Annotated in this window: 13 protein-coding genes and 1 pseudogene; 7 read left to right on the top strand and 7 right to left on the bottom strand. The window is 71.3% G+C overall.

The window, feature by feature from the left end:
• Positions 1–45: 45 nt before the first annotated feature.
• From HD597_RS17665 to HD597_RS17650, 4 genes are all read left to right on the top strand, one after another.
• Positions 46–2,733, top strand: a complete 2,688-nt coding sequence (locus HD597_RS17665; RefSeq protein ID WP_253743517.1) for a S8 family serine peptidase — start codon at positions 46–48, stop codon at positions 2,731–2,733.
• A gap of 206 nt (positions 2,734–2,939) precedes the next feature.
• Positions 2,940–3,767 carry a DUF4062 domain-containing protein gene (locus tag HD597_RS17660; protein WP_253743515.1) on the top strand — a complete coding sequence of 276 codons (828 nt, stop codon included), beginning with the start codon at positions 2,940–2,942 and terminating at the stop codon, positions 3,765–3,767.
• A 7-nt stretch (positions 3,768–3,774) separates the two neighbouring features.
• Entirely contained in the window at positions 3,775–3,918 is a 144-nt protein-coding gene (locus tag HD597_RS17655) for a hypothetical protein (RefSeq protein WP_253743514.1), read from the top strand.
• A gap of 191 nt (positions 3,919–4,109) precedes the next feature.
• A complete protein-coding gene (locus tag HD597_RS17650) occupies positions 4,110–4,793 on the top strand; it encodes a CBS domain-containing protein (RefSeq protein WP_253743512.1) in 684 nt (227 codons plus the stop codon).
• 535 nt (positions 4,794–5,328) lie between these two features.
• Here HD597_RS17650 and HD597_RS17645 read toward each other — a convergent pair.
• Positions 5,329–5,985: a CBS domain-containing protein gene (locus HD597_RS17645; protein ID WP_253743510.1), complete on the bottom strand. Its 657-nt coding sequence runs from the start codon at positions 5,983–5,985 to the stop codon at positions 5,329–5,331.
• Between the two features lie 96 nt (positions 5,986–6,081).
• A complete protein-coding gene (locus tag HD597_RS17640; protein WP_372513374.1) occupies positions 6,082–6,261 on the bottom strand; it encodes a universal stress protein in 180 nt (59 codons plus the stop codon).
• Between HD597_RS17640 and HD597_RS17635 the strand changes: the two are divergent.
• Positions 6,233–6,439 (top strand): annotated as a pseudogene (locus HD597_RS17635) (helix-turn-helix domain-containing protein); the annotation flags it as partial. The gene HD597_RS17640 and the pseudogene HD597_RS17635 sit on opposite strands and share 29 nt — an antisense overlap.
• A gap of 70 nt (positions 6,440–6,509) precedes the next feature.
• Positions 6,510–7,001, top strand: a complete 492-nt coding sequence (locus tag HD597_RS17630; RefSeq protein WP_253743508.1) for a pyridoxamine 5'-phosphate oxidase family protein — start codon at positions 6,510–6,512, stop codon at positions 6,999–7,001.
• A gap of 154 nt (positions 7,002–7,155) precedes the next feature.
• Here the strand turns inward: HD597_RS17630 and HD597_RS17625 are convergent, their stop codons facing one another.
• The 4 genes from HD597_RS17625 to HD597_RS17610 form a co-directional block, all read right to left on the bottom strand.
• The gene (locus HD597_RS17625; protein WP_253743506.1) at positions 7,156–7,686 is read right to left on the bottom strand and encodes a DoxX family protein; all 531 of its coding nucleotides are present in this window, start codon (positions 7,684–7,686) and stop codon (positions 7,156–7,158) included.
• A gap of 73 nt (positions 7,687–7,759) precedes the next feature.
• Positions 7,760–7,972 (bottom strand): phosphoketolase family protein, encoded by a 213-nt coding sequence (locus HD597_RS17620; protein WP_253743504.1) that lies wholly within the window; start codon positions 7,970–7,972, stop codon positions 7,760–7,762.
• Between the two features lie 254 nt (positions 7,973–8,226).
• Positions 8,227–9,615 (bottom strand): RNA polymerase sigma factor, encoded by a 1,389-nt coding sequence (locus HD597_RS17615; protein ID WP_253743503.1) that lies wholly within the window; start codon positions 9,613–9,615, stop codon positions 8,227–8,229.
• A 5-nt stretch (positions 9,616–9,620) separates the two neighbouring features.
• Complete coding sequence (locus HD597_RS17610; protein ID WP_253743501.1) at positions 9,621–9,956, bottom strand: YciI family protein; 336 nt, start codon at positions 9,954–9,956, stop codon at positions 9,621–9,623.
• A 239-nt stretch (positions 9,957–10,195) separates the two neighbouring features.
• Here HD597_RS17610 and HD597_RS17605 point away from each other — a divergent pair, with 239 nt between their 5' ends.
• Positions 10,196–10,516, top strand: coding sequence for a pyridoxamine 5'-phosphate oxidase family protein (locus tag HD597_RS17605; protein ID WP_253743499.1), 321 nt, complete (start codon positions 10,196–10,198; stop codon positions 10,514–10,516).
• Between the two features lie 4 nt (positions 10,517–10,520).
• Here the strand turns inward: HD597_RS17605 and HD597_RS17600 are convergent, their stop codons facing one another.
• The gene (locus tag HD597_RS17600) at positions 10,521–10,979 is read right to left on the bottom strand and encodes a GNAT family N-acetyltransferase (RefSeq protein ID WP_253743497.1); all 459 of its coding nucleotides are present in this window, start codon (positions 10,977–10,979) and stop codon (positions 10,521–10,523) included.
• Positions 10,980–11,127 lie beyond the last annotated feature (148 nt).

The following is an 11,127-nucleotide window of genomic DNA, read 5'->3' as shown; positions in this document are numbered from 1 at the left end:
GAGGGCGTGCGATTATCACTTCCGAGAAGACATGCGAAATCACTGGTGGTCGCGGCCCTGATCGCCGCGTTACTGAGCGTCCCGGCCACGGCGGAGGCTGCGCCCTCGCCCGTCGCCGGCGAGATCACCACCCTCAAGAACGAGCTCGGCCGACTGATCGAGACCCAGCGACAGGGCCCTGCGCCCATGGACGACCAGGTCGCGACCGGCATGAAGGAGAATACGGAGAAGGCGGAATCCCAGATCGCCTCCGAGCCGTGTCAGGCGGCGGACTCACTGCTGGCCTTCGCCAGGGCCGGCCGTGAGCAGGTACGCGTCCTGCGGGACACGATCGACGGCGGCGGCTGGAACAGCGATCAGCTCGCGCAGCTCACCAGCACCCGCACCTGGCTGGACAGGCTCGGACGGCAGGCCGGAGCGCTTCGAGCCCGGATCTTCACCGAGATCAAGTCGTGCGAGGGGCCGATCGACGTCTACGTCGATCCCGTCCGGGCCCAGCCCAAGGGCGACAGCCTGCCCGATGACCGCCCGCTGGCCAGCCTGACCGACTCGGACGGCACGTCAACGGACTTCGTCGCCGACGAGCTGGTCGTCTCCACCTCGGAGCCATCGGTCCTGGACGCGATCGTCGCCCGCTACGACGGCAAGGTGCTGAACAAGGTGGAGCAGGGCGACACCATGCACTACCAGGTCAGGATCGAGACCAAGCTCGCCCAGCCCGAGAGGTTGAGCGACGATCTCAAGGCGATCGACCCGGACAAGACCCAGGCCGAGTCCGTGGCGGTGTCCAGCACCGCTGGGCTGGAACTGCTCGCCGCGGCCGCCTCGGCCACGAGCGAGAAGGCCACGGTCGGCGTCAACTGGGTCGGCACCTCGGACGACATCCCCAACAGCAACACGCCGGAGGCGTCCAGCGGCCCGTCGGGATTCAGCGCGTCCGGCTATGACCGCAACTCCTACACCTGGCAGTACCTCAACGAGGGCGGCCCTCAGGACATCGGCGTGACCTCGGCCTGGACGGTCCTCGACTCCGTCGGCAAGCTCGACAACAAGATCAAGGCAGCGGTGCTCGATCGCGGCTTCGACATCACCGCCGACCACCCCGCCTCCAGCACGGTCACCAGCTCGGTGCCCGGCGTGAGCCCGAGCTACCAGTTCAGCTGGGAGCCGCGCTGGCACGGAACCACGGTCACCGACTCGATGGCCGCCGTTCCCGGCAATTTCATCGGTACGGCAGGCACGGCCGCGACCGTCGTCCGTCCGACCGGGGTGTGGACGACCGGAGACATGTTCTACACCATGGCCGCGATCAGCCAGGCGCTGGCCGGAGGCAACAAGATCATCAACATGAGCTTCAGCGCCGCGGTGCCGTGGTACCTGGCGTGGAGCGTGCTGCCCTTCGACGGCTACACGGCCTTCGTCCGTGCGGTGAACGACGTGCTGCTCTTCTCCTCGGCGGGCAACGACGGAAAGGACGTCGACGCGACCACCGGTTTCATCGTCAAGTGGGAGAAGGCCTGGCACACCCCGTGCGAGAACTCGGGGGTGACCTGCGTCGGCGGGCTCGCCAAGAATTCGCTCAACCGCCATGCCGACTCGAACTACGGGCACGAACACGTCGACATCTTCGCGCCGTACACGGTCCTGGCCGGGCCGGACCCGGACAATCCCAGCACGAGCACGGCACGGGCCAAGCACGGCACCAGCTACGCGACGCCGTACACCGCCGGCGTCGCCGCGCTGATCTGGGCGGCGAACCCCGGCCAGAGCATGGACACGGTCGAGGACGTGCTCATGCGGAACAGGCGGCCGAGCCCTGACAGCAAGATCAAGAACAAGGTCATCACCGCTCTGAGCGCGGTCCAGGACGCGTTGCCGGCGACGATCAAGATCGACGCCCCGACGAACGGGAGCGTTCTGTCGCCGCACAGCCCGACCCAGTTCAGGGCGAGCCTGTGGACGGACGGTCACCCGCTGCCCGCGACCATCACCTGGCGGCGCAACGGCACCGTCATCGGCACGGGCCTGCAGTTCCAGTCGGCCGTTCCCGCCGGAACCCATGCGATCACGGCGACCGCCGTGTTCGCCGACGGAGCTTCCACGGCGGACGTGGTGACGGTCTCCTCCGTGGACCACGTCCCGGTGGTGAAGGTGAGCGGCCCGAGATCGACGACCTCGACACCCACCTTCGACAAGTCCGAGCTCATCCCGTTCCACGGGACGAGCCAGGACGACCTGGGCCCGCTGCCGGAAAGCGCGATGAAGTGGTACCTCGACAATTCGACCACGCCCTTCGCTACCGGCCACAATCCGACCATCAACACGGGCGCGGCCGTCGGCAACCACACGGTGACGCTCAAGGGCTGCGACACGGCCGGCCAGTGCGGCCAGGAGACCATCCCGATCGTCATCCAGGCCGACGGCTCGAACAAGCCACCGGTCGCTCGGGTGACCAACCCGGCGAACGGGACGCTGTTGTGGGTCAACGGCAACGACACGACCGGCTGGTATCACGAGATAACCCTCAACGGCACGGTCACCGACCCTGAGGGGGCGCCCGTCACGGTGAAGTGGTTCGACAACGGCGTCGAGATCGCCGACACCCTCCAGCCGACGGTCCGCCTCCGCGGCGGCTGCGGCCCGTACAACCACACCCTGGTCCTGCAGGCCAGGGACAACGCGGGCATCGTCCGCCAGGACCAGGTGACCGTCACGGTGAGCCTGGTCTGCTGACCACCGCGAGGGCCGGCCTGACCGGCCGGCCCTCGCACGGCCGGCGACCACCTTCCGTGAGAGACTTCCCGGGCACTCCCCCGCCTCGCGCCCGGCCGGCGCACGGATTTCCGTGAGTAGGCGCGCGGAACCGCGGGTCCAGGCCGATACTGGCCGTATCGGGGATGCGCACGGGACATGTCATCGGAGGGGCGGGCGGTCGCGGCATGGTGAAGGTGTATGTGTCCTCCACGTTCAAGGACCTGCAAGCCGAGCGGGCGGCGGTGCGGCTGGCCGTGGAGCGGATGCGGCTGCCCGGCGTGGCCATGGAGGCCTACGTCGCCGAGTCCGAGCGCCCGCTGGACAGGTGCCTGCGCGATGTCCGCGACTGCGACGTGTACGTGGGCGTCTTCGCCTGGCGCTACGGCTACATCCCGCCCGGGCAGAACACCTCGATCACCGAGCTGGAGTACCGGCAGGCCGTCGAGGCGGGCAAGCCCACCCTGATCTTCCTGCTCGACCAGGACGCCCCCTGGCCACGGTCCCGGATGGATCAGGACCTGCTCCGGATCGAGACGCTGCGGGAGGAACTGACCACGGCGTTGCTGTGCAGCACCTTCCACACCGCCGACGAACTGGCCGGGCTGGTCGGCGCCGCCCTCCACAACCATCTGACCGAACTGCGGCACAACAGCGCCGGCCGAGCTCCCGCCGGAGCTCCAGGCGCCGGGGCGCCACCGGCCGCCGAGCAGAGGACGTCGCAGGTGAGGGCCGAGGGCGATCGGTCGGTCGCCATCGGCGGCGGCAACTCCGGCATCGTCTCGACCGGTGACGGCGCGCGCAACGTGCAGATGCGGGCGCAGGCCTCGGATCAGGGCCGGGTGTACCAGTCAGCCGGCGACCAGCACATCTTCGAGGGCGACGACCAGCGGCGCGCCTATGGCGGCGACCACGTCGAGTTCCACCACAACACCTCTCCTGGCACCGTCGCCGGCAAGCAGGTGAACCACCCGGAGCCCGCCTCACCGGACGGAGAGGACGACGCGGCGCGCTGATGGCCGGATGGAGCGCCGCACCGAGACCGCCATCGCCGTGCGCATGTCCGGCCGGGTCAACGGCGTGGTGGGCGTGGTCGACAAGCTGACCTTGAAGCAGGACGACTCCAAGTGGGAGGCGTTCTGGTCCTGCTCGCGCGCGAGGCCATGAGCAGTGCCGGCCGTCAGGCCGTCACCGGGATCAGCGCCGTCGGTCTCATGGTGGGCAAGCGGATCAAAAGCTTGCCCGTACCGCACGGCGAGCAGATCGCGGGCATGGTCGGCCGCCGTGATCTGATGGCGATGCGGGCCCGCCCGTACCGTGCCCGGCATCGTCCGGGTCGAGCACGTCAGGAGATCACCATGAGTGCCGTCGTCGAGAACGTGATGACCACCGATGTGGCCGCCGTCAACGAGAACGCCTCCTTCCACACCGTGGCCGAGCTGCTCATCAGCCGGGGCGTCAGCGGCGTTCCGGTGCTGGACGACGACAACCGCGTGCTGGGCGTCGTGTCCGAGGCCGACCTGCTGGCCAAGGAGGAGTTCAAGGAGCGCTACTACGGCGACGGCTACCGGCCGCCGCTGCGCGCCCGCATCCGCCACGCGACCGGCAGCGAGGGCAGCGGCTACCGCAAGTCCCTCGGCGAGACCGCCGGTGCTCTGATGACCAGCCCCGCCCACGTCACCACCCCCGACGCCCCCGTCGTGTCGGCCGCCCGGCTGATGGACCGTTACGGCGTCAAGCGCCTGCCCGTGGTCGACGCCGACGGCCGCCTGGCCGGCATCGTCAGCCGCCGCGACCTGATCAAGGTCTTCCTCCGCCCCGACGAGGACATCGAGCAGGAGGTGCGCGAAGCGCTGCACGGCCGGGCCGACGTCGCCGTGGCCGACGCCGTCGTCACGCTGAGCGGGACGTACGCCGAGCACAGCCAGGCCGTCACCGCCGTCCGCCTGGCGGAGAACATCGACGGCGTCGTGGCCGTGCACGACGAGCTCACCTGGAAGCACGACGACATCGCCGACCTGCCCGTCTGGGGCGGCGCATGACCCCGGCCCGGCCGATCCGGTGACCGGCTGACCGCGCGAGGACGGTCACACCGGGCGGCGGCTGCTGGGCTCGATGGAGCGCTCCTGCGCGCGGGCGGTGGACCTCGGGTTACCGGCGATCGCCTTCACCGAGCACGTCGACCACACCGTCTGGACGGTCGCCCTCGATGCCCCCGCCCCCAACGGCCATCTTGCGACTCTGAGCACGCCGGACGGGCTGTTGACCCCCCGGCGTTCGACGCGCCCGGGTATCTGGAGGCGATCGAGAGGTGCCGCGAACGGTTCCCGAGTCTGCGGATCCTGAGTGGCCTCGAGGTGGGAGAGCCTCATTGGCATGCGGCGGCCGTCACAGATGTGTTCTCCGTGCTCGCGCACATCGACTACCCGGTCCGTTACTGGCCGGGACGAAAGGCCGGTCCGTTCGATCCCTCGGCGTTCGAAGAGGAGTTCCGGCACGCGCTGCGGGTGACAGCTCAGTCGGGAAGGGCACTTGAGATCAACACGCGCGTGCCGATGGGCCCGGCCCTCCGCGTCCCTACATCAGCGGCGGGACGACGATGAGGTCGTCGTCCTCGGCGGTCAGCTCGCCCACGACGTCCACCACGCCTTCGACGTTGCGGACGGCTTCGACGAGGGCGATGGCCTGCGACCTCCACCGCACCTGCCCGCCGATCCTCACCATGCCGGCGTCGATCTCGACCGTGAACGGGCCGGGCTGGGGCAGCAGGGCGCGGATGTCGGCCTCCAGCTCGCCGGCGGGGCGGGTGAAGACGCGCAGCACGTCCCGCTGGTGCAGGGTGCCGATGACTCTTCCGGTGACGACGTCGATCACGGGCAGCTGCTTGACACGCTCGGCGTGCATGAGCCGGGCCGCGTCGCGCACGCTGGTGCCCGGGGTGACGGTGATCGCCGGGGAGGTCATCAGCTGGGACGCCGTGACCGCGGCGGCCTTCTCGTGCTCGCGCCGCCGCTTGCGGGACTCGAACAGCGACACGCTGTGGCGTACCGTGTCGATCTCCTTGAGCAGCAGGTCGTCCTCGGAGACCACGCCTATCGGGCGGCGGTCGGCGTCGATGACGGTGACCGCGCCGACCGCGAACCGCTTCATCGCGGCCACGATGTCGGCGAACGACGCGTCCGCCAGCACGGCGATGGCCACGCGTCCCATGACGTCCTTGACTTCGATCGACATGATGTCCACCTCTCTCTCGCTTTCCAGGCTCGCGTACGGCGGCTCGCGCGGTCAGCGGCGAACGTCCCCGATGACCATGACGAAGGTCCCGCGTCGTCAGGCGCGGACCGCGGCGACCGGGCAGCGGGCATGATGCAGCACGCCCCGGCTGACCGGGCCGAGCAGCGCCGTTCCCAGGGCTCCGCGCCCGTACGAGCCGACGGCGAGCAGGCCGGCCACATACCGCGAGGGGTCGCTCACGTGCGCGATGCGCCGCGGCGGCCCTGCGAGCTTCATGGAGGACACGCACATGACCGGCTACGGAGACTTCGGACGTCGCATCCACCACCTCCGCGATCGGCTCGGCCTCTCGCTGGAGCAGGTCGCCGGCCGCGCTGACATGTCGGCCGGATACGTCCAGTGGCTGGAGACCCGGCTGGGCACCCCCGACAGGGGCACGGTGAGCGGGCTGGCCGGAGCGCTGGAGAACACGGTGGAGGACCTGCTCGGGGGGCCGCGATCGTCCTCCCGGCCAGGGGCCGGGGATGGACGAGCCGGTCCTGGAGGTGCTGGACGCCGAGGAGTGCCTGCGGCTGGCCGCGCCGGGCGGCATCGGGCGGGTGGCGTTCAACGGCTCGCACGGGCCGACGGTGCTGCCGGTCAACTTCAGGCTGTACGAGGGCGCCGTCGTCTTCCGCACCGCCCGTGGCGGTCCCATGGAGGCCGACCTGCGTACCGGCCTGGAAGGGGTGGACATCAAGATCGCCTTCCAGGTGGACCGGATCGACGAGGCTCAGCAGGCGGGCTGGAGCGTGCTCATCCTTAGGGAGCCGCCCACCACGTGCCGCAGGACGAGGTGGCCAAGGTGTCCGACGCCGGTGTCACGCCGTGGGCGGGCGGCGAGCGCCACGTGTACGTCCGCGTCGTCCCGCAGCAGGGCACCGGCTCAGGTCACGCCTGGATGTCGAGGGACGGGCCGCGGTCGCACCGATGAGACGCTGGCGGCCGGAAGTTCTTGCGCAGGAACCGGGCGCTGACGCCGGACTGCCTGGACACCCAGGCGCGGCATGGCGTGCGTCACCGGCAGCGGCGCGTCACGCGGAGCCGCCTCCCGCGCCGCCCGGCCGTTCGCGTCCGGGTGCCCGAAAACCCGCCCGACCTGGGGGCAGGGCGGGCGGGTGGCCGGGGCGGCTACTGGAGCCACGGGGTGCGGCGGACGATGGGCAGGTTGCCGAGCCCGAGGGTCCTGCCGACGCCGGCGAGGGCCAGGCCGACGAGGACGATCGCGTAGATGATGTGGTCGTCCATGAACGGGTTCGTCTGGAGGGGCAGCTCGGCCGCCCACATCATCAGCAGCATCGCGGTGCCGGCGCCGGCGGCGATCCGGGTGCCGATGCCGAGCACGAGCGCCAGGCCGATGCCGGCCAGGCCGGTCATGAACAGCCAGTCCACCCAGGCCTGCCCGGCCAGGGCCGAGAAGAAGCCGCCGAGGGCGTGCTCGCCGGTGCCCTTGAGGAAGCCGGTGGTCGGGCTGCCGCCGTTGGTCCAGGCCTTGGCCGCCGGGGTGGCGAAGCCGAGGCCGAAGGTCTTGTCCAGGAAGGCCCAGAGGAAGATCCAGCCGATCGCGATCCGGGCAGCGGCCCAGACGTGGTCGACGGGGTTCTTGCGCTCCGCCTTGCCCACGCTGGTGTGCGTCACAGGCCGGTTGACGGTGGTGGCCATGGCGAGCCTCCCTTTCCTGTTCTGTCGCGCGTCCTTGTCCCACCTCCATCACACCGGTTGCGGCGGCCGGTGATCAGTGCCGTACGGCCCTGGGCCGAAGGACCTTGGTCCTCCCCATGACAGCGTCCCGGTCAGCCCCTCTCCGCCTGGCGTTGTTGACGGCGTCCATGACCAGGTGGTGGCGGGAGGCGCGGTTGCGCACGGTCATGTCGAAGGGCGTGGTGGTGGTGCCCTCCTCGATGAAGCCGCGCACCGGGAACCGGTCGGCGTCCGGGCGGCCGTGCACGCTCCCTTCTCGGCGTGGTCACGGCGGTGCCCAGGGCGCGGCTTGCAGCCCTTGCCGCCTTCGGTGGGGCGGCAGCCCGGTCTGGGGCCACCACCACACCATCCGACCTCAGCCGGGAACCCCGTGAACAGGGCCGGAGGTCCCGACGACCGGAGGTCCGAGGGCCGTCTGCCGCAAGGCGTGCGACGGCGGCGAGCGGTCCCGTCCGGCCGGACCTGCCGTCAGGCGCGAACGGCGGGCGTCCAGCGGCATGGTCATCGCCGGCGGGAGAGCTCGTCAGCGCGGCGGAGCAGGGCTCGGCGCTCCGGCTCACTGCGGGCCAGGGCCGCGGCCTGCCGGAACAGGACGGCGGCACGATCATGGTCGCCCTGGCGAACGGTCAGGTCCGCCTCGGCGGCGACGGCGAGGGGATAGCCGTCCAGCATGCCGCCCGCACGCGCCCGGGCCAGCAGCGCGAGCCCGGCCGCCGGGCCGTGCGCGTGGCCGTGGGCCACCGCGCGGTTCAGCTCCACCACCGGGGTGGGTTGCATCCGCGCGAGCTCGTCGTAGCAGGACGCGATCGCCCGCCAGTCCGTGGCCGCCGCCGACGGAGCCGTGGCATGGCAGGCGGCGATGCGCGCCTGCAGCGCGTACGGGCCGTCCTGGCTGGTCGTGGCCAGGAGGCCGAGCGCTTCGGCGATGGCGGCGTGGTCCCAGCGGGACCGGTCCTGCTGGTCGAGCGGGAGCAGGTCGCCGTCGGGGTCGCGGCGGGCGTCGTGGCGCGAGTGCTGCAGCAGGAAGAGGGCGAGCAGCGCGGACACCTCCGACCGGCCCGGCATGAGCTGCCTGAGCAGCCGGGCCAGGCGGATCGCCTCCGTGGCGAACGCCGGCTCGCCGCCGGCCGTGTAGCCGCGGGTGAACAGCAGATAGAGCACCGCCAGCACGCCGGGCAACCGCTCGGCCAGGGCCGGGCCGGTGGGCACCCGGTACGGGATGCCGGCGTCGGCGATCCTCTTCTTGGCCCGGGTCAGGCGGCGGGTCATGGTGGACTCGCTGACCAGGAAGGCGCGGGCGATGCCGGCCGTCGGCACCGCGCAGATCGTCCGCAGCGTGAGCGCCACGCGGGCCTCCATCGCCAGCGCGGGGTGGCAGCACGTGAAGACGAGCCGCAAGCGATCATCCACGACCTCACCCACTGTCCCGTACGCCACCTCGCCCTCCACCTCGCCCTCCACCTCGCCCTCCACCTCGCCCTCCACCTCCCCTGCTGTCTCTCCCGCCGCCTGCGCCCGGCCGGCGGGATGTGTGGCGGTGCGGGCGAGCACCGCCAGCTCGTCCAGCTTGCGGCGTTCCACCGAAGCTCGCCGCAGCGTGTCGATCGCCCGGTTGCGGGCGACCGTCATGAGCCAGCCTCCGGGATTGGCCGGTACGCCGTCGGCCGGCCACCGCTGCAGGGCCAGCGTCAACGCCTCCTGCGCGCAGTCCTCGGCCAGCGCCCAGTCACCCGTGACGCGGATCAGCGCGGCGACGATGCGGACGTAGGCGTCCGCGGCGGCGGCCTCGACGGCGGAGGCCGCGGAGGCCGCCGAGGCCGCCGAGGCCGCCGAACCGGCAGCAGCCGCCGGAGCCGCCGCACCCGCCCCGGCGGACCTGGAGCCTGGCACCAGCGTCACTGTTGCGGCCCCGCGAACGGACGCAGCTCCAGCCGCCCGGCCCGAGCCATGGGATGGGTGCGGGCGATCTCGACCGCCTCGTCCAGGTCCGCGCACTCCAGCAGGTCGAAGCCCACGATCACCTCCTGGGTCTCGGCGAAGGGCCCCTCGCACAGCAGCAACTCACCGTTGCGCACCCGGACGGTGGTGGCCGCGGCAGCCGGGGCCAGCTCCGAGCCCTGCAACCGCCGCCCGCGAGCGTCGTTCTCCGACACCCACGCGTGAATGTCCGGCTCGTTCTCCTTGTCGGTGTCGGGCTGGGCGTCGGTGCAGACGAACATCAGGTACTTCACTCCGGGCTCCTTCGAACGGATGGCTTGCCGCCATGCTGACGAGTCACCCTAGTGACGAACGGGTAGCCCGATTCCGGACACACCCCGGTCCTCGCACACGAAATTCCACCCTGGCACCGCACCGGATCATCCCCGGCGTGCCCCCTCAGCCTGCGCTCACCACCGCCGAGGGCGATCGGCGGCCGTCGCGGGACCTTCGTCCCTGACCTGCCGGCCAGGAACGCGGGCAGGCTGAAGACATGAAACTCGACTCGGCCGGTCTGCAGGTGCTCACCCGCGAGGAGTGCATGCGCCTGCCGCCGTCACGCCCGATCGGGCGGATCGTCTTCACCGACCGCGCGCTGCCGGCGGTGCAGCCGGTCAACTTCTGCCTGGACGAGCAGGACATCGTCATCCGTACGGCGGCCGGCTCCGAGCCGGCGGCCACCACCCGCCGCTCGGTCGTGGCCTTCGAGGCCGACGACTCCGGCACCGGGGCCCGCAGCGGCTGGCCGGTCACCGTCGTCGGCTGCGCCCGCGTCGCCGAGGCCACCGGCCGGCGCCTCCAGCAGCTCACCTGACTCCTCAGGCCGCCGGAAACCCGTACTGCGCGATCCACAGACCGGGGATCACCTCGACCTCGCCGCGCAGGCCGAACCCGAGCCGTTCGTACAGCGCACGAGCCGGCACGTTGTCCCGCCCGGTGGCCACCACGATCCGGCGCTCCCCCGCCCTGGCCATGACCTCCTCGACCAGGCTCCTGCCGATCCCTCGCCGCAGCACGTCAGGATGGACGATCAGGCGGTTGATGTCCACCTCGGCGGGCGTCTCCTCCCACGCCACCGCGCCCGCGAGCCGGTCTCCCTCGACCATCGCGCCCAGCCACGAGAGGGGCTGGGCGCGCAGGTCGTCCAGGCTCTCGTGCAGGGGCGGGATCCGGTCGTCCTGGATGAGCTCGGCCTCGACGGCGTAGGAGGCACGCTGCAGGGCGAGCAACTGCGAGCCGAGCGGATCGTCGGCCGGGGAGACTTCGGTGATCAGCATCGCATCAGTATGACGCCGCGTCCGGCCTCCCGTTCCGCCCGGTGGCGGTCAGCAACCTGCCGTGCCCCTCAGGGGTGAGCGCGGGTTCCATCCGAAGAGGGATGCGCGTTACGCCGGGACGCTGCCAGAGTTCGCAGGCAAGCGGCCG

The sequence above is a fragment of the Nonomuraea thailandensis genome, from assembly GCF_024172165.1.
GTDB lineage: Bacteria > Actinomycetota > Actinomycetes > Streptosporangiales > Streptosporangiaceae > Nonomuraea > Nonomuraea thailandensis.
This window is presented reverse-complemented; position numbering and strand designations above follow the sequence as displayed.

Coding starts and splice junctions, on each gene's coding strand:
- HD597_RS17655 (WP_253743514.1), top strand. CDS start 3,775: ATGGAGCGCCGCACCGAGACCGCCATCGCCGTGCGCATGTCCGGCCGG.
- HD597_RS17600 (WP_253743497.1), bottom strand. CDS start 10,979: ATGCTGATCACCGAAGTCTCCCCGGCCGACGATCCGCTCGGCTCGCAG.
- HD597_RS17605 (WP_253743499.1), top strand. CDS start 10,196: ATGAAACTCGACTCGGCCGGTCTGCAGGTGCTCACCCGCGAGGAGTGC.
- HD597_RS17650 (WP_253743512.1), top strand. CDS start 4,110: ATGAGTGCCGTCGTCGAGAACGTGATGACCACCGATGTGGCCGCCGTC.
- HD597_RS17640 (WP_372513374.1), bottom strand. CDS start 6,261: ATGAAGCTCGCAGGGCCGCCGCGGCGCATCGCGCACGTGAGCGACCCC.
- HD597_RS17630 (WP_253743508.1), top strand. CDS start 6,510: ATGGACGAGCCGGTCCTGGAGGTGCTGGACGCCGAGGAGTGCCTGCGG.
- HD597_RS17625 (WP_253743506.1), bottom strand. CDS start 7,686: ATGGCCACCACCGTCAACCGGCCTGTGACGCACACCAGCGTGGGCAAG.
- HD597_RS17645 (WP_253743510.1), bottom strand. CDS start 5,985: ATGTCGATCGAAGTCAAGGACGTCATGGGACGCGTGGCCATCGCCGTG.
- HD597_RS17660 (WP_253743515.1), top strand. CDS start 2,940: ATGGTGAAGGTGTATGTGTCCTCCACGTTCAAGGACCTGCAAGCCGAG.